13 protein-coding genes and 1 pseudogene are annotated in these 17,042 nt (G+C 70.5%); 11 read left to right on the top strand and 3 right to left on the bottom strand.

Features of this window, described 5'->3' with window-relative positions; all coding sequences use genetic code 11:
- Positions 1-732, bottom strand: a 732-nt coding sequence (locus tag FIF60_RS16565; RefSeq protein WP_275426723.1) for an AfsR/SARP family transcriptional regulator, incomplete at its 3' end; no start/stop codon positions are given.
- 1,320 nt (positions 733-2,052) lie between these two features.
- On the opposite strand from FIF60_RS16565, the pseudogene FIF60_RS22420 reads away from it, so the two are divergent.
- The 7 genes and pseudogenes from FIF60_RS22420 to FIF60_RS16530 form a co-directional block, all read left to right on the top strand.
- Positions 2,053-2,283, top strand: a pseudogene (locus FIF60_RS22420) (transposase); the annotation flags it as partial.
- A gap of 367 nt (positions 2,284-2,650) precedes the next feature.
- Positions 2,651-2,788, top strand: a complete 138-nt coding sequence (locus FIF60_RS21705) for a hypothetical protein (protein WP_158639267.1) — start codon at positions 2,651-2,653, stop codon at positions 2,786-2,788.
- A gap of 252 nt (positions 2,789-3,040) precedes the next feature.
- Positions 3,041-3,856, top strand: coding sequence for a DUF6065 family protein (locus tag FIF60_RS16550; protein ID WP_144299399.1), 816 nt, complete (start codon positions 3,041-3,043; stop codon positions 3,854-3,856).
- A gap of 52 nt (positions 3,857-3,908) precedes the next feature.
- Positions 3,909-4,853, top strand: a complete 945-nt coding sequence (locus tag FIF60_RS16545) for a threonine ammonia-lyase (RefSeq protein ID WP_144299398.1) — start codon at positions 3,909-3,911, stop codon at positions 4,851-4,853.
- Between the two features lie 116 nt (positions 4,854-4,969).
- Positions 4,970-5,842, top strand: a complete 873-nt coding sequence (locus tag FIF60_RS16540; protein ID WP_158639266.1) for an amino acid ABC transporter substrate-binding protein — start codon at positions 4,970-4,972, stop codon at positions 5,840-5,842.
- A gap of 10 nt (positions 5,843-5,852) precedes the next feature.
- Positions 5,853-7,268 carry a bifunctional enoyl-CoA hydratase/phosphate acetyltransferase gene (locus tag FIF60_RS16535; RefSeq protein WP_144299396.1) on the top strand — a complete coding sequence of 472 codons (1,416 nt, stop codon included), beginning with the start codon at positions 5,853-5,855 and terminating at the stop codon, positions 7,266-7,268.
- A gap of 10 nt (positions 7,269-7,278) precedes the next feature.
- Entirely contained in the window at positions 7,279-8,457 is a 1,179-nt protein-coding gene (locus tag FIF60_RS16530) for an acetate/propionate family kinase (protein ID WP_144299395.1), read from the top strand.
- Positions 8,458-8,464: 7 nt separating this feature from the next.
- Here FIF60_RS16530 and FIF60_RS16525 read toward each other — a convergent pair whose 3' ends face one another.
- The gene (locus tag FIF60_RS16525) at positions 8,465-9,982 is read right to left on the bottom strand and encodes a RecQ family ATP-dependent DNA helicase (RefSeq protein ID WP_144299394.1); all 1,518 of its coding nucleotides are present in this window, start codon (positions 9,980-9,982) and stop codon (positions 8,465-8,467) included.
- Complete coding sequence (gene mmsB, locus FIF60_RS16520; RefSeq protein WP_144299393.1) at positions 9,972-10,859, bottom strand: 3-hydroxyisobutyrate dehydrogenase; 888 nt, start codon at positions 10,857-10,859, stop codon at positions 9,972-9,974. The genes FIF60_RS16525 and mmsB overlap by 11 nt, the downstream gene beginning before the upstream one ends.
- 218 nt (positions 10,860-11,077) lie before the next feature.
- Between mmsB and FIF60_RS16515 the strand changes: the two genes are divergently transcribed.
- Genes FIF60_RS16515 through FIF60_RS16500 form a run of 4 tightly spaced genes read left to right on the top strand, consistent with a single transcriptional unit; the run spans position 11,078 to position 17,020 of the window.
- Complete coding sequence (locus tag FIF60_RS16515; RefSeq protein ID WP_144299392.1) at positions 11,078-11,902, top strand: FAD binding domain-containing protein; 825 nt, start codon at positions 11,078-11,080, stop codon at positions 11,900-11,902.
- Entirely contained in the window at positions 11,899-14,649 is a 2,751-nt protein-coding gene (locus FIF60_RS16510; protein WP_144299391.1) for a molybdopterin-dependent oxidoreductase, read from the top strand. The genes FIF60_RS16515 and FIF60_RS16510 overlap by 4 nt, the downstream gene beginning before the upstream one ends.
- A complete protein-coding gene (locus FIF60_RS16505) occupies positions 14,646-16,148 on the top strand; it encodes a 6-hydroxynicotinate reductase (RefSeq protein ID WP_204251223.1) in 1,503 nt (500 codons plus the stop codon). Before FIF60_RS16510 ends, FIF60_RS16505 begins: the two co-directional genes overlap by 4 nt.
- A complete protein-coding gene (locus FIF60_RS16500; RefSeq protein ID WP_144299390.1) occupies positions 16,145-17,020 on the top strand; it encodes a UPF0280 family protein in 876 nt (291 codons plus the stop codon). Before FIF60_RS16505 ends, FIF60_RS16500 begins: the two co-directional genes overlap by 4 nt.
- The last annotated feature ends 22 nt before the right edge of the window (positions 17,021-17,042 follow it).

Below are 17,042 nucleotides of genomic sequence, written 5' to 3'. Positions count from 1 at the left end.
CGGGCGGGCGGGCGCCGGCGCGGCAGGCGAAGGCCCCGCCTCGCCGCGATGCGTGCCCTCCGCGCGAAGCTCGGCCCGCAGGCGCTGCGCGAGTCCCTCGGTCTCGGTGGAGGGCGCTGCACCGGCTGAGGCGAGGCCGGCCCGGCAGCGCTCAAAGGCCGCAAGCGCTCCGGCGCGGTCGCCGATGTCGCCGAGCGCCTGCATCAGGGCGAGCCACCCCGGCTCGTGTCCCGGCTCGATATGGACGATCCGCCGTGCGGCGGTGGCGCGTGCATCGGCGGGGTCGTGCGCGGAGAAATGCGCCTCCGCAAGCGAGCGGGCGCGCTCGCGGAAGCGGCGCCTTTCGTCGGCAAGCCAGGCATCGAAGGCGGGGTCAAGCCCGTCGAGGTCCTCGAGCAGGGGCCCTTCCACCACATCGAGCGCAGCCGGCTCGCCTGCGCCGATCCGCAGCACCTCGGTCGCATCAACCCAGAGCCTGTCCGCGGCGAGCATCGCAGTCTCGCGGGTCGTGACGAGCACCTGCCCGCACGCGGCGAGGGCGTGGCTGAGTTCATGCAGCGACTGGCGCAGCGAGGCACGGGCCTGCTCGCGGTCGCGCGTGCTCCAGAACAGGCCGGTCAGGCGCGAGCGCAGCACCGGCCGGCCGGCGGAGAGCGCGAGAACGGCCAGCACACCGCGGGTCTTGCGCACGCGGGGGAGGACGCGCTCGCTCGCGAGACCCCAAGCATCCATCGTGCCGATCAGGCGCAGACGCAGCGTTACTTGTTCAGTTTGCCCCGCCGGCAGCGGAGCATCGCCTATCCCATCAGGCATCGAACCACGGCTTGCGTTATGGAGGCGCCACTGCGCAAGCATACTACGCCTGAATACGGTAGGCCACCTACGACAGGCGCACCGATGTTCCGTGGCAGCCGTTATCGCTCAGGAAGGGTGCCACAGAGCCACAACAGACAAACCACGCATAACTTTATCCTCTTTATGTAATCGCCGCTAGAATTTGTTGGGGCTGATTTGCTGTTAGGGCGGATTTGCCTTGAAGTGCTGGGTTTCGTCTGCCGACGTTCTCCAGATGAATTCGTAGGGTGTGAGGCCGCGCAGGCGCTTGAGACGTCGCCGAAGTTATAGATGGCGACGCATTCATCGAGGTGTCGTCGCAACTGGGCGTTGCTGTGGCAGGATAAATGTTTGATTGTGGCGTGCAGCCTGGTGCGGTTCATCCGCATGTCCTGACCGTAGGACAAGTGACGGTGGACCTTGGTTAAATGTTGCTTGATCCCATGTTCGCGGCAGCGCATTCCGAACATTTATGTCATATAGCAGGAAGTTGGCGTAGCGGAGTGCGAAGCGAAACTGGATGCCGTGAGGCTTCGAGGATGGCCGAGGCGGAGACGCGGTGGCGCTTTGCGCCAGCAGGACCAAGGCGAACTTCGAGGTGCGGTCGATGGCCACGAAAGGGTAGAACTGCCTTCGGCGGTCTGCGCCTCGACTATGTGGATGTGGAAGAAGCCGATCTGGTATAATTTAAAGTTTTTCTTCGTCGGTTTGTCGCACTCGATCTCGGGGGCTGCCCGATGCCATGGCGCTACAGGTAGGGGTGCAGGGGTGATCGTGTCTGGTGCGGGATGGTCGTCTGCAGCGCGTAGAGGCAATCGTCGAGCGGGGGCATGACAGCGGAAGGCGAGGACGATGGCTCCGTCTTCCGCCGACAGGGCGGGGAATTTTGGCTCCCTGGGGCCGGCAGGGCGGCGCGCGCCAATTTGGCGCTTCGTGCACCTGGCAACAGTTCTAGGATCGATACCGTCGCGTTTCGCCAGCCCTAAGGCTCGCTTGACTAAGGTGGGTCGCACAAACAGACAGGAACCGTCGTGCGGGCGCTCCCGTAAAGAACCTTGCGCATAGCGCGTCCCCCATCCCGGCGAGAAATGCAACACCAAAACCCGGGACCAAACACCCTAGGCTTTCTTACTGATTGATGGTTTGGAGCGACGCGGGTAGGTGTGATTTTGGGTATGTCGGCGGTGCTGCGACGGCCACCCGACACCGCCGTTCGTTCTGACGCTCGCTCAGAAGCGCCGCCTGTTGCCGTAGTTTCCGCCTTCGCACGGGATCCCGCGGGTGGACGATCGCCGCGTGTTGAGCGGCATCATCTACGTGGTCGGTCACGGCCTGCAGTGGCGCAAGGCGCCTGCGGCCTACGGCCCGCACAAGACGCTCTGCAACCGTTTCGTCCGATGGAGCCGGATGGGCGTATTCGCCCGGTTCTTCGCGGCGCTGGCCGCCGAGGGCGCCCCGCCAGCACCGCTGATGATCGATGCTCCCACCTCAAGGCGCATCGCACTGCCGCCGGCCTCCTCAAAAAAGGGGCTTGTCGCCGCTGCATCAGCCCACTACCGCCAGCGCCACCGCATCGACAACTTGTTCGGCAAGATCAAGGACTGGCGACGCACCGCCATGCGCTACGACCGATGCGCCCACACCTTGTTCCCAGTCTTCACACTCGCCGCAAACCTACATTCTGACTCAATCAGCGAGTTACAGCCTATAGTTCCGTTGAGAGTGCGCAGGCTAGAACGATTTGTTAGCAACTTTCGCATACCAAAATGTGTGCGAGGTCGAATGGTCGGTCTCAGCAATCATGAAGGCTCGAATGATGAGCAAGCGCATCCGCCTTCCCGCCGTCACCATCGATGTCGGCAAGGTCCGCCTCGGCGGCATCATCAACCCGCTGCCGCGCGTGGTGGCCGACGCGGGCAAGGTGCGCCTCGGCGGCATCGCCCCGATCGTCTGATCCCAGGCTGCCTCCGCCGCGTCACCCTCCGCGGCGGAATGCAGAGGATGCGCGAGGCCCGGTGCCTCACCCCCTCCCCGCCGGGCCTCGCGCACCCCACCCCGTTTCTGCCTTCCACTTCCGCCCACCCACCACAACCGCACACCCCCGCACTTACAACCCAGAACGGGGGAGGTTTGACGGACGGCCCCTCGCCGAGCGCGCGGTCCGACCCGCCAGGCCAGCGGAGATGCCCGAGAGGATGATGGTCCCATGAAGACGCATGCGAATACGGCAGAGGTCGCCCCCCGCACCGCCCTGGTGACGTTCAACCGCCTCATCGCCTCGGCGCGCCCGCCGCAGCGGGCAGACCGCTCGGCCGCCGGCACCCTGCCGACGCGCGCGTTCCGCTATTGCGAGGCGGTCACCACCGCCACGGGGCTCGGCTGGTACGTCTTCCCCCCCATCGGCCTGACCTTCGTGTGGGACGGCACGCAGATCTTCTGGACCTGGGATGGCGGCGAGGAGCACGGTCTTCTGCCGCTCACGGTTGCGCAGTTCCCAGGGTTCGCCGATGCCTTCGACGCCGCCGCCCCCGAGAGCGTGCGCGGCTTCTCTCCCCCCTTCGTCGCTGCGCTGAAGGAGCCGGGCGTCGTGCAGATCTGGTCGGGTCTGATCGCGCGGACGGCCCCCGGCTGGGGGCTCCTCATCCGCCCGCCCGCCAACCTTCCCCGCGCGCCCGGCTACGAGGTGTACGAGGGCATCGTCGAGACGGACCACTGGTTCGGCCCCCTCTTCACCAATATCCGGCTGATCAAGACAGACGTGCCCGTGCGGCTCGAGCCCGACTTCCCCTTCGCCACCGCCGTCCCCGTGCCGCGCATGATGTATGGCGAGGAGCTGCAGAACACCGGCCGGGTCGTGGGCGACATCGCGCACATGACGGACGAGGACTGGGCCGACTACCGGGCCACCGTCGTCGAGCCCTGCACGGACCCTGATCGAAGCCGTGGCCGCTACGCCACGGCGAGCCGCAAGCGCCGGAAAGGCGAATGCCCGTACGCCGCTGCCGCATCGGCCACCGCCTGAGCAGCCTGCACGCGCTTCACGGGGCTGCGAACCGGGCCTAGGGTTCGCGCCCATGATCGATCTCGACGACGTCCGCGCCGCCGCCTCCCGCATCGCCCCGTTCGTGCGGCGCACGCCGAGCATGCGCGCGCTTCCGGCCCACGCACCGCTCGCCGGCGCCTCGCCGGTGAGCCTCAAGCTCGAATGCCTCCAGGTCTCGGGAAGCTTCAAGGCGCGCGGCGCCTTCAGCCGCCTCACCCTGCTCGGCGAGGCGGCGCGCGCGGGGGGGCTCGTCACCGCCTCGGGCGGCAACCACGGCATCGCCATCGCCTATGCCGCGCGGGCGGCGGGGCTTCCCGCCACCGTCGTCGTGCCGACGGGTGTGCACCCCGACAAGGCGGCCCGCATCCGAAATTACGGCGCGACGCTCATCATCGAAGGCGCGGTGTGGGACGAGGCGAACGCCCGGGCCCGCGCCATTGCCGAGGAGACGGGCGGCGCCTATGTCCACCCCTTCGGAGACCCGGCCGTCGCCGCCGGCCAGGGAACGATCGCGCTCGAGATGCTCGAGGATGACCCCTCCATCGAGACGCTTCTTGTCGCGATCGGCGGCGGCGGGCTGATCACCGGCATCGCCGCGGCCGCCCGCGCGCTCAACCCCTCGATCCGCGTCGTCGGCGTCGAGCCCGTCGGCGCGCCGACGCTCGCGGAGTCGCTGAAGGCGGGCGAGGTCGTCACGCTCGACAAGGTCACGACCAAGGTGCCAACCCTCGCCGCACGCCGCACCGAGCAGGCGAACTTCGACCTGATCCGCCGCCACGTCTCTGAGGTGGTGCTCGTCGAGGATTCCGACCTCGAGCGGGCGAGCCGCCATCTCTGGGCCGAGTACGGGATCGCCGCCGATCTCTCCGGTGCGGCGGCCGCGGCCGCCCTCCTCGCTGGCGCCTACCGGCCCGGCCGGGAGGAGCGCGTGGCCGCCATCGTCTGCGGCGCGGGAGCGGACGCGATCGCCTCCTGACCGGACCCGCTTGCGCCGGCGCGGCAAGGCGACGCATGGTTCGCCCGGACCGCGCCGTCCATCCCGGCGGCCGAACGAACACCGATGCTGGTCACGACCCTGGGGGAGACTTCACGATGCGACGCCTGAGCCTGGCTGCCCTCGCCTTCGTCCTTGCCTCAGCCCCGGCCTCGGCAGACGCGCTGAAGGACATCGTTGCGCGCGGCGAGATCCGGCTCGGCGTCCGCGCCGATGCCCCGCCTTTCTCGGTCGCCCGCGCCGAGGGTGGCTATGGCGGCTACCAGGTCGACATCTGCCAGGCGATCGTCGCAGAGATCTCCCGCGAGGCGCAGCGCGAGATTCGCCCCCGCTTCGTCACGGTCGATGCGGGCAACCGGTTCCGCATGGTCGCTGACAAGCAGGTCGACCTGCTCTGTGAGCCCTCCACTGTCACGCTCGGGCGGCGCGAGCTCGTCGACTTCTCGATCCCTACCTTCGTCACGGGCGCGGGGCTGATGGGCCGGCTCGCGCCAGGCCCCGTCTCGGTTCCGCCCCTCGGCGGCAGCGGCGTCGGCCTGCCCGCCACCCCGCCTCGCCGCCTCGGCGTGCTCGCCGGCACGACGACCGAGCAGGCGGTGAAGGCGCTCGTCGCCTCCGGCCAGCTCAGCGCGCAGGTCATCGACGTCGCGACCCATGGCGACGGCGTCACCGCGCTCAGCGCCGGGCTGCTCGACGGCTACGCTGCCGATCTCGAGATCCTCGTCGATCTCCGCTCCCGCACCACCACGCCGGAGAGCTTCGTGATCGCCGACAGGCTGATGACGCTCGAGACCTATGCCGTCGCCGTGCCGCTCGGCGAGAGCGCGCTCCGCCTCGCGGCAGACCGTGCGATCGCCCGCCTCTACCGCGAGGGCGGAATCGTCCAGATCGCGGAGCGCCACTTCCCCGGCCGCAGGCCGGGCGATGCCTTCGGCGCCATGGTCCTGATGAACGCGCTGCAGCCGCGCTGAGCCGGCACCGGTGGAGCGGGCCAACCGCACCTTCGACGAGATCACGGTCGGCGACAGCGCCTCCGTCACCCGGACGCTGACGCCGAACGATCTCCTCGTGTTCGCGCATGCCTCGGGAAACCTCAACCCGCTTCATCTCGAGGGGATGCAGGGCGAGGGCGATGCCGAGATCGCAGTCGCGCCGAGCATGTGGGTGGCCACGCTTCTCTCCGCCGTGCTCGGCAACACGCTTCCAGGGCCTGGCACGCTCTACAGCGCCCAGGCCGTGCGGTTCCTCGCCCGCGCCCATGTCGGCGACACGCTGACCGCATCCGTCACCGCGCGCGAGAAGCGGTCCGGCAACGTCGTCGTGTTCGACGGCCGCGTGACCAACCAGCGCGGCGAGACGGTCGCCGAAGCGGAGTGCGAGGTGCTCGCGCCGACGCACCGCGCGACGCTCGGCGATGCGGCGCTGCCCGACCTCGTGTTCCATCGGCACGCAAAGTTCGACAGGCTGGTCGCTGCCTGCGCGGGGCTTCCCGCGCTGCCGACCGCCGTTGCCCATCCCTGCGACGGGCCGAGCCTGCTCGGCGCCGTGGAGGCGGCCAAGGCGGGGCTGATCGTTCCGATCCTCGTCGGGCCGCGGGCGAAGATCGAGGCCGCGGCGAAGGCCGCAGGCATCGACATCGGCGGGTTCGAGCTCGTCGAGGCGCCGCACAGCCACGCGGCGGCAGAGCGTGCCGTCGCGCTGGTGCACGAGGACCGCGCGCAGGCCGTGATGAAGGGCGCGCTGCACTCGGACGAGTTGCTGCACGAGATCATCAAGCGCGACGGGGGTCTGCGCACCAAGCGCCGCCTCAGCCACGTCTTTGTGCTCGACGCGCCGGGGCTGCCGCACCTCCTTCTGGTGACGGACGCCGCGATCAACATCCTGCCTGACCTGATGACCAAGGCGGACATCGTGCAGAACGCGATCGACCTCGCGCGCGCGATCGGCATTCCGAAGCCCAAGGTCGCGATCATGAGTGCGGTCGAGACCGTCAACCCAGCGATTCCCTCGAGCATCGACGCGGCCGTGCTGTCGAAGATGGCCGATCGCGGGCAGATCTCCGGCGGCGTGGTGGACGGCCCTCTGGCGATGGACAACGCCATCGACATCGACGCCGCGCGCACCAAGGGAATCGTCTCGGTCGTCGCGGGCCAGGCCGAGGTGCTGGTCGTTCCGAACCTCGAGGCAGGCAACATGCTTGCGAAGAACCTCAACTTCGTCGCGCACGCCGATGCCGCGGGCCTCGTTCTGGGCGCCGCCGTCCCGGTGATGCTGACGAGCCGCGCGGACGATGCGCGCGCCCGCCTCGCCTCCGCCGCGCTCGCGGTGCTGTACAGGCACTGGGCGACAACGGGGGTGAGCGCGGTCCCGGTCATCGCGCCCGGCCCATCGGCCTGAGGCGTCGCGCGTGGCCGGCGTCGTCCTCGTCGTCAACGCGGGCTCCTCTTCGATCAAGCTCGAGGTGTTCGGGGCCGAGGCCGCTCTTCCCTCTCTCGCCACGCTGTTGTTCGAGGGCATCGGCTCGCGCCCGGCGATGCGCGCGAAGGACGATGCAGGCGCGGTGCTCGTCCAGCGTGCCTGGGAGGCCGACGGGCCGGCGACGCATCGCGATGCCTTCGGCGAGGTGATGGCCTGGCTCGGCGGTTTCCTCGGCGCGCGGTGCGTCGAGGTGATCGGCCATCGCGTCGTCCATGGCGGCGCCGACCATGCCGCGCCCGTGATCGTCGATGCCACCGTGCGCGCGGCGCTCGCGAACCTCGTTACGCTTGCGCCGCTTCACCAGCCGCACAACCTCGCAGGCATCGACGCGATGACCGCGCTCTATCCTGCCGTACCGCAGGTCGCCTGCTTCGACACGGCCTTCCACCGCGGCCATCCGTTCGTGGCAGACGCCTATGCCCTGCCACGCGCGATGTACGACGAAGGCATCCGCCGATACGGCTTCCACGGCCTCTCCTACGAGTACGTGGCGCACAGGCTGGCGGAGGACTTTCCCGCGCTCGCGGCCGGGCGCGTCGTCGCCGCCCATCTCGGCAACGGCGCCTCGATGTGCGCCATCGCGGGCGGTCGCTCCATCGACAGCACGATGGGGTTCACCGCCGTCGATGGCCTGCCGATGGGAACGCGCACGGGCCAGCTCGACCCCGGCGTGATCCTGCACCTCGTCTCGGAGGGGTGGGACACGAAGCGCCTGACGCGGCTTCTCTACCACGACAGCGGACTGAAGGGCCTCTCCGGCGTCTCGAACGACATGCGCGACCTCGAGGCCTCGCCAGACCCGGCGGCCGCGGAGGCGATCGGCTATTTCGTCTACCGCATCCGGCGCGAGCTCGGCGCCTTGGCCGCAGCGATGGGCGGGCTCGATGCGGTCGTGTTCACCGCAGGTATCGGCGAGAACTCCCCGACCATCCGCGCTGCGGTGTGTTCGGGCATGGAATGGCTCGGCATCGAGATGGATGAAACCGCCAACGAGGCCGGCGAGACGGTGTTCTCCACCCCCGCCTCGCGCGTGACGCTTCTCCGCATCCCGACGGACGAGGAGAGGATGATCGCCCGCCACGCGCTGGCGCTTCTCGCGCGCGGCTGATCGGCGGTCAACGGCAGCGGGCGATCTCGGCGAGGAACACAGGGCCGAAATCGGCGAGCTTCTTCTCGCCCACGCCAGGCAGCGCCGCCATCGCCTCGCGCGTCGCCGGCCGCGCCGCGGCCATCGCGGCAAGCGTCGCGTCGGGGAAGATCACGTAGGCAGGCACCTTGCGCTCGCGCGCAAGCATGAGCCGCAGCGCCTTCAGCGCGACCAGGCAGGGGTCTGCCGCATCGACAGCTGGTGCAGCCGCCTTCGCCGCGCGGGGCTTGGGCGCGGGCACGTGCACCCCGCGCGCGCCGGCGCAGATGTCGCAGGCTCCGCACGGCCCGCTCTCCTGCCCGAAATGCGCAAGAAGTGCCACGCGGCGGCAGGTGCTGCTCTCCGCGTAGTCGACGAGCGCGCGAAGCCGGGCGAACTCCGCCTTCTGGCGTGCCTCCGGCGCGCCGCTGTCGGCGATCATGCGCCGGCGCATCATGACGTCCGCCATCGAGAACAGCATGGTCGCGCGCGCGGGGGCACCGTCACGGCCCGCCCGGCCGATCTCCTGGTAGTAGGCCTCGACGCCGCCGGGCAGCCCGGCATGGATGACGAAGCGCACGTCGGGCTTGTCGATGCCCATGCCGAAGGCGACGGTCGCGACCGCCACGGGGCCGGGCTCGGTCATGAACCGGTCCTGCGCCTCGGTGCGCGCCTCGGTGCTCATGCCGGCGTGATAGGCGAACGCGTTGAACCCGCGCGCGGCCAGGAGCGCGGCCGTCGCCTCCGTGTCCTTGCGGCTCAGGCAATAGACGATGCCGGCAGCGCCCTTCTCCGCGGCGATCAGCTCGGCGATGCGCTCGCCCGCCTCGTCCTTCCTTCCCTTGCGCTCGACCGCGAGCGTGATGTTGGGCCTGTCGAAGCCGAGGACCTGCACGAGCGCGCCGTGGCGCAGCAGCACGCGCGCGATCTCGCGCCGCGTCGCCGCATCGGCCGTCGCCGTGAAGGCGCCGATGGGCACCCCCTCGAAACGGTCCTTCAGGCAGGAGAGCGCCATGTACTCGGGGCGGAAATCATGCCCCCACTGGCTCACGCAGTGCGCCTCATCGACCACGATCGCCGAAAGCGGCAGGCGAGTGAGTGCGGCGAGCATCCGCTCGTCGGTCAGCCTCTCGGGGCTCATGTAGAGGAGCGCGAGATCGCCCCGAGCGGCGCGCCGCCAGGTCTCGACGTTCGCGGCGCGGTCGGCGGCGCTGTTGATCGCGCCGGCGGGCACGCCGCTCGCCGTGAGGCGCTGCACCTGGTCCGCCATCAGTGCGATCAGCGGCGAGACGACGACGGCCATCGCGCCATCGGCCTCGTGCCGCGCGGCGGCGGGTACCTGGTAGCACACGCTCTTGCCCGCTCCCGTGGGCATCACGGCGAGTACGTCGCGCCCGGCCTCGAGCGCGTGCGCGACCGCCCCCTGCCCCTCGCGGAACGAGGGGAAGCCGAAGCGGCGGCGAAGCGTCTCCTCGAGCCGCGCCTCCGCCAGCGCCTCAGGAGCCACGGATCATCGTGATGATGCCGGAGAAATCGACCGGCGCGCCGCCGCGTGCGGCGTAGCGGCGGTAAAACTCGGCGGCGAGCGCGCCAAGCTCCGCGTGCGCGCCCGTCGCGTCCGCCGCACCGCGCGCGAGCTCAAGGTCCTTCAGCATCATCGCGGCGGTGAAGCCCGGCGCGTAGCCGCGATTGGCGGGGCTCGTCGGAACGGGACCAGGCACAGGGCAGTAGCTGGTGAGCGACCAGCACTGGCCCGAGGAGGTCGAGGCGATGTCGAACAGCGCCTGGTGCGAGAGGCCAAGCTTCTCCGCAAGCACGAAGGCCTCCGCCACCCCGATCATCGAGATGCCGAGGATCAGGTTGTTGCAGATCTTCGCGGCCTGGCCCGCGCCCGATTCGCCCGCGCGCACGATGCTGCGGCCCATCGAGGCCAGAAGCGGCCGGGCGCGCTCCACCGCCTCCTCGTCACCGCCCACCATGAAGGTGAGCGTTGCCGCCGTCGCGCCGCCCACGCCGCCGGAGACGGGCGCGTCGAGCATCGAGAGGCCCGCCTCCTTCGCCGCGGCCGCCATCTCGCGGGCTGTGGTGACATCGATCGTCGAGCAGTCGATCAGCAGGCAGCCGGGTGGCGCCACCTCGATCAGCCCGCCCGTTCCGCCATAGACGGCACGCACCTCCCGCCCGGCGGGAAGCATCGTGATGATCGCCTCCGCCCCCTCCGCCACGCCCTGGGGCGTCTCGGAGGCCACCGCCCCTTCGGCGACGAGCACGCCCGTCCGGTCCGGCGTGAGGTCGAACACGGTGAGCGCATGGCCGGCCTTGACCAGGTTGAGCGCCATGGGCGCTCCCATGTTGCCGAGACCGATGAAGCCGATGCGCGCCATGACCCCTCCCCTTCCGCTGAAGCGGCAGGGTAGGTCAGAGCCCCCCGCGCCGGAAGCCCCGCCTCCGCCCGCCGCCCGTCATCGCGCGGCTGCCACGGTCGCGCATGCGTCATGATTGACAGCGCCCGCGCAAGCGGGAGATCGTATGCACACGAACAATCTGAGGCGAGACCCTGGGCGACGGCGAGGGAGCACGCCGCGCCGATCCGGAGACGGCGATGGGGAGCTATCTGCGGCCGACATCCCTGCCTGAGGCGCTTGCGGCGCTCGCCGCAACGCCGCGAATCGTGCTGGCCGGCGGAACCGACTACTACCCGGCCCGGGTCGGCCGCCCGCCCGAGGATGACCTGCTCGACATCACCGCCATTCCCGCGCTCGCCGGCATCGCCGAGACGGAGGAGGGCTGGCGCATCGGCGCGGCGACCACCTGGACCGAGGTGGTCGAGGCGCCGCTTCCGCCTCTCTTCGACGGGCTGAAGGCTGCTGCGCGCGAGGTCGGTGGGGCGCAGATCCAGAACGCGGGAACGGTTGCGGGGAATCTCTGCAACGCCTCGCCTGCCGCGGACGGCATCCCCAACCTGCTAGCCCTGGGTGCCACCGTCCATCTCGCCTCCGCCTCGGGTGACCGGGTGCTGCCTGTGGCCGAGTTCGTGCACGGCAACCGCAGGACCGCCCGGCGGGCCGACGAGATCGTCACGGCCATCCACATCCCCGGCCCGAAGCGCGCCGCGCGAAGCGTGTTCCTGAAGCTCGGGGCGCGGCGCTACCTCGTCATCAGCATCGTGATGGTGGCCGCCGTCGCGGAGTTCGACGAGGACGGCACGATCGCGTCCGCGCGCATCGCCGTCGGCTCCTGCTCTGCCGCCGCGGTGCGGCTTCCGGCCCTCGAGGCGGCGCTCGCCGGGCAGCGTCCAGACCCAGCGCTCGTGGCGGAGGCGCATCTCGCGCCGCTCTCGCCGATCGATGACGTGCGCGCCTCGGCCGCGTATCGCCGCGACGCAGCGCTCACGCTTCTCCGCCGCGCCGTGGAGGCTCTCCGATGAGATCGCCGGCAGAACGCATCGCCTTCACGCTGAACGGCGCGGGCGTGGAGGTGCACGCCCCGCCTGCGACGCGGCTTGCCGATCTCCTGCGCGACACGCTCGGGCTGACGGGAACCAAGATCGGCTGCAATGCGGGCGATTGCGGCGCCTGCACCGTGCTGCTCGACGGACGGCAAGTCTGCGCCTGCCTCGTTGCCTCCGGACAGGTATCGGGCCGCGAGGTCGTCACCGTAGAGGGGCTCGCGAAGGACGGGACCGTCTCGGCGCTGCAGGAAGCCTTCGCCCGGAATGGCGCGGCACAGTGCGGCATCTGCACCCCCGGCATGCTGATGGCGGCGGCCGACCTGCTCGCGCGCACCCCGCAGCCCGACGAGCCCGCCGTTCTCGATGCGCTCGGCGGCGTGCTCTGCCGCTGCACCGGCTACCGCAAGATCGTCGAGGCGGTGCTGAGCCTCGGCGAGACGGCGGCGCAGCAGGCACCCGCGGCGGGTCGCGCGGTGGGTGCGCGGCTCCGCCATCCGGACGCGACGCAAATCGTCACCGGCACGCATCGGTTCGGCGCCGATGCGCTTCCCGAGGAAGCGTTCCTGACGCTTCGCGCGGTGCGCTCGCCCTACCCGCATGCGCGGTTCGAGATCGGCGATCTCGCGCCCCTCTTCGCGCGCTTCCCCGGCCTCGTGCGGGTGCTGACCGCCGCGGACGTTCCAGGTCAGAACCTCTTCGGCATCTACCCGACCGGCAAGGACCAGCCCGTGCTCGCGCCAGGCCTCGTGCGCATGCGGGGCGAGGCGATCGCCGCACTCGTCGGCGACGCGGAGACGGTCGCTGCGATCCGCGACGACGACCTGCCGATCACCTGGGGCGTGCTCGAGCCCGTGACGTTCGACCGCGCGCTCTCGGGCGACGCGCCGGAGATGCACCCGCACGCGCCCGGCAATGTGCTGATCCGCGGCCGGGTGAAGGCCGGCGATGCGGCGGCTGCGCTCGAGACCGCGCCGCACCGCGCAGCGGTCTCGGTCGAGACAGGCTTCGTCGAGCACGCCTATATCGAGCCGGAGGCGGGCTATGCCCGACGCGTCGGCGAGCGCATCGAGATCGTCGCCTGCACGCAGACGCCCTACATGGATCGTGACGAGCTCGCCCTCATCCTCGGCGTGACGCAGAACCAGGTGCGCGTGATCCCGACCGCGACAGGCGGCGGCTTCGGCGGCAAGCTCGACCTTTCGCTTCAGCCCCTCGTCTCAGTCGCCGCGTGGATCACGGGCAGGCCGGTGCGCTGCGTCTACACGCGGCCCGAGAGCATAGCGTCGACCACCAAGCGCCATCCGGCGCGCATCACCGCTGAGGCAGCCTGCGATGCCGAGGGGCGGCTGGTCGCCTACCGGTTTCATGGCGACTTCAATACCGGTGCCTATGCGAGCTGGGGCCCGACCGTCGCAAACCGCGTTCCCGTACACGCGACCGGCCCCTATGCCGTGCCGAACGTGCTTGCCACCTCCGCCGCGATCCACACCACCGACACGCCGGCCGGCGCCTTCCGCGGCTTCGGCGTGCCGCAGGCGGCGATCGCGCACGAGGCGCTGATGGACATGCTCGCGGAACGCTCCGGCCTCGATCCGCTTGCGTTCCGCCTCCGCAACGCCATCCGCCCGGGCGACGCGACGGCGACAGGCCAGGTGCTGGAGCACGCCGTCGGCATGGCCGCCTGCCTCGAGGCGCTCGAGCAACGGTGGCAGGCGCTGCGCGCGGAGGCGGAGGCGTTCAACCGCGCGCAGAACGGCGCGATCCGCCGTGGCGCGGGCGTCGCCTGCATGTGGTACGGCATCGGCAACACCTCCATGTCGAACCCTTCCGACATGACGATCGGTCTCGCGCGCGACGGCACGCTCACCCTCTATTGCGGGGCGATGGACATCGGCCAGGGCGCCAAGGCGATCATGGCGCAGATCGCTTCCGATGCGCTCGGCATTCCCGTTGCCTCGCTCCGCATCACCGAGGCCGACACGGACCTGACGCGGGATGCGGGCAAGACGTCCGCGAGCCGGCAGACCTTCGTCTCGGGCAATGCAGCGCGGCTCGCGGGCGAGGACCTGCGGCGCAGGATCCTCGCGCTCGCCAATGCCGGACCGGAGGCGCGGATCGTGCCCGTTCCAGGCGGAATCTTGATCGAGGATGGCGGGCGTTCGATACCGCTCGACCTGATGCGCCACGCGGCGGACAGTCATGGCGACGCGCTTGTCGGCGAAGGACGGTTCGACCCGCCGACGACCGCGCTCGACGCCGACGGGCGCGGCATTCCCTACGCTGCCTACGCCTTCGCGGCACAGGTCGCCTATGTGGAGGTCGACACCGCACTCGGCACGATCAAGCCGCTGCGCATCGTCGCCGCCCACGATGTCGGTCGCGCCGTGAACCCGACGCAGGTGGAGGGGCAGATCCATGGCGGCATCGCGCAAGGCCTCGGCCTCGCACTGATGGAGGAGTTCTTTCCCGGCCGGAACGAGAACCTGCACGACTACCTGATCCCGACCATCGGCGACATCCCGCCCATCGAGGCCACGCTGATCGAGGATCCCGATCCGCTCGGTCCGTTCGGCGCGAAGGGCATCGGCGAGCCTGCGCTGATCGCGACCGCGCCTGCCATCCTCGGCGCGATCCACCACGCGACAGGCGTGCGCATCACCCGCGTTCCCGCAACGCCCGACCGTGTGCGCGCCGCGCTGCTGGCCGCGGGAGCGGCACGATGACCGAGACGAAGCAATCGACCGACGCGCCGGACGCAGAGGCGCTCGCGCACGCGAAGGACAAGGATGGCGGCATCGTTACCTGCGATGCCTGCCCCGTGCTCTGCCGCATCCGACCAGGCAAGACCGGCGCGTGCGACCGTTACGGCAACGAGGCGGGCAGGCTCATCCGCATGGAGCCGCTGGTGATCGCCGCGCGCGCCGGCCGCGACGGGGTGATCCCCTTCCTCGGCGCGGGCTGGGACGGCTCGGCTCTGTCGGGTGCGACCGCCTTCGTCACCGGCATCGGCGCCGGCACGACCTACCCGGACTACAAGCCAGCCCCCTTCATCGTGTCGTCCGAGATCGACGGCGTCGAGATGGTGACGGTCGTGACCGAGGGGATCTTCAGCTATTGCGGGCTGAAGGTGAAGATCGACACCGACCGGTTCATCGGCCCCGAATGCGCACCCGTGCGCGTCAACGGCGAGCAGGTGGGCCACGTCACCACGGCCGAGTACGGCTCGCAGATGCTCTCGCTCGGCGGCGTGCGGCACCTCACGGGCGGGGGGAAGAAGGAAGGTGTGGCCACCTGCGACACGATGCTCACGCTTGCCAACAAGGGCGCGGTGGAGGTGAGCATCGACGGAGGCGCGACGCTGACGATCCAGGCCGGCCACGCACCGGTGATCGGCGGGGTGCATGAGGAGCGCATGCGCGTCGGCTGCGGCAGCGCCACGATCGGCATCTTCGCGCGCCAGTGGCTCGGCCACGCGGACGAGGTGATCGTTGTCGATGATCACATCACCGGCGTGCTGACCGAGCACCAGGCGGGCCGCTTCCTCGACATGCGCCCCTCCGGCATCCGCGTGCGCGGGCGCCGCTCGACGCCAGGGCGCTACTTCCAGGTGGCGAACCCCGGCACGGGCTGGGGCGGAACCGACATCACCGATCCTCTCGCCATCATCGAGAAGATCGACCCCAGGACCGCCTGGCCGGGCCTTCGCCTGTTGATGGTCAGCACCACCGGCGAGCATGCGGCCTGGTACGTGCTCGATGATGCGCTCACCCCGGTTCCGGCAGCCATGCCGCCGGCGATCGCGCAGGTGGTCGACCGCATCGGCGAGAACTGCGAGCCCGCGCTCGCCTCCGTCGTGTTCATGGCGGGCGCTGGCGGCTCGCTCCGCGCAGGCGTGACGGACAATCCCGTGCGGCTCACCCGCTCCGTGCGCGCCTCCCTCACCCGCGTCACATCCGGCGGGGCACCGGTGTATCTCTGGCCGGGCGGCGGAATCACCTACATGGCCGACGTGCTCGCGATGCCCGACGGCTCCTTCGGCCATGTGCCGACGCCGGCGCTCGTGGCGCCCATCGAGTTCACCCTGCCGCTCGCAGACTATGCCGCGATGGGCGGGCACATGGACCGTGTTCGCCCCCTCGCCTCGCTGCGCGAGGTGGAGAAGCTGCGCGCAGAGGCGTGGGACGCGGCGAACCCCTGGCCGCTCGAGAAACCCGCAGCATGAGCGCCGTCGCCGCGCTTCTGCCGGGAGGGAGGCTGCATCTCCAGCACGGCCCGATCGACGCGATCGTGCAGGCCTGGGGAGAGGAGGCGGAGGTGCGCGAAGCCTATGCCCAGGCCGCGCGCGCCTTCCCCGCGATCCTCCCCGCGCTCTGTGCCGAGCTCACCCTTCTCCGCACCCCCCTTCCGGCACCGATGCCGCATGGCGCCGTCGCGCGGCGCATGCACGCCGCAACCGTTCCCTACGCCGAGCGGTTCATCACGCCGATGGCAGCCGTCGCCGGCGCGGTCGCCGATGCGCTTCTCGCCGCGCTCATGGCGGGGCGGACGCTGAGCCGCGCGCTCGTGAACGACGGCGGCGACATCGCGCTCCATCTCGCCCCGGGGCAGGGCTTCCGGTGCGGCATCGTCGCCGATCTCGCCGCGCCCCAGCTTGACATCGGGGGGCTGGACGCGATCGCAGCGATCGGCGCGGGTGACGGCATCGGCGGCATCGCCACCAGCGGGTGGCGCTGCAAGGGCAAGGGGGGCCGCTCCTTCTCCTTTGGCATCGCCGATGCGGTGACGGTTCTCGCCGACAGCGCCGCGGCGGCCGATGCCGCGGCGACGGTGATCGCCAACGCGGTCGACCTTCGCGGCCATCCCGCGATCGCGCGCCGCCCCGCCTCGGAGATCGACCCGGACAGCGATCTCGGCGACCGCCTCGTCACCTGGGATGTTGGCCCCCTCACGCCGGGCGAGATCGATGCGGCGCTGGAAGCCGGCGCTCGTGTCGCGCAACACTGCGCCAGGCGAGGGCTGATCCGTGCCGCGGTGCTGCATCTCCGCGCCCAGCGCTCGATCATCGGCGCCGGGCCGCTCGCGCTCGCTGCCTGAGGGCGCAACCACAAGGGGGATG

Origin of the sequence: Elioraea rosea (assembly GCF_007644105.1) — a bacterium.
Taxonomy (GTDB): Bacteria; Pseudomonadota; Alphaproteobacteria; order Acetobacterales; family Acetobacteraceae; genus Elioraea_A; species Elioraea_A rosea.
This window is presented reverse-complemented; position numbering and strand designations above follow the sequence as displayed.

Bases quoted from the DNA above. Each gene is read 5' to 3' on its own strand.
- FIF60_RS16550 (WP_144299399.1), top strand. From the start codon at position 3,041: ATGAAGACGCATGCGAATACGGCAGAGGTCGCCCCCCGCACCGCCCTG.
- FIF60_RS16500 (WP_144299390.1), top strand. From the start codon at position 16,145: ATGAGCGCCGTCGCCGCGCTTCTGCCGGGAGGGAGGCTGCATCTCCAG.
- FIF60_RS21705 (WP_158639267.1), top strand. From the start codon at position 2,651: ATGAGCAAGCGCATCCGCCTTCCCGCCGTCACCATCGATGTCGGCAAG.
- FIF60_RS16545 (WP_144299398.1), top strand. From the start codon at position 3,909: ATGATCGATCTCGACGACGTCCGCGCCGCCGCCTCCCGCATCGCCCCG.
- FIF60_RS16510 (WP_144299391.1), top strand. From the start codon at position 11,899: ATGAGATCGCCGGCAGAACGCATCGCCTTCACGCTGAACGGCGCGGGC.
- mmsB (WP_144299393.1), bottom strand. From the start codon at position 10,859: ATGGCGCGCATCGGCTTCATCGGTCTCGGCAACATGGGAGCGCCCATG.
- FIF60_RS16515 (WP_144299392.1), top strand. From the start codon at position 11,078: ATGGGGAGCTATCTGCGGCCGACATCCCTGCCTGAGGCGCTTGCGGCG.
- FIF60_RS16540 (WP_158639266.1), top strand. From the start codon at position 4,970: ATGCGACGCCTGAGCCTGGCTGCCCTCGCCTTCGTCCTTGCCTCAGCC.
- FIF60_RS16505 (WP_204251223.1), top strand. From the start codon at position 14,646: ATGACCGAGACGAAGCAATCGACCGACGCGCCGGACGCAGAGGCGCTC.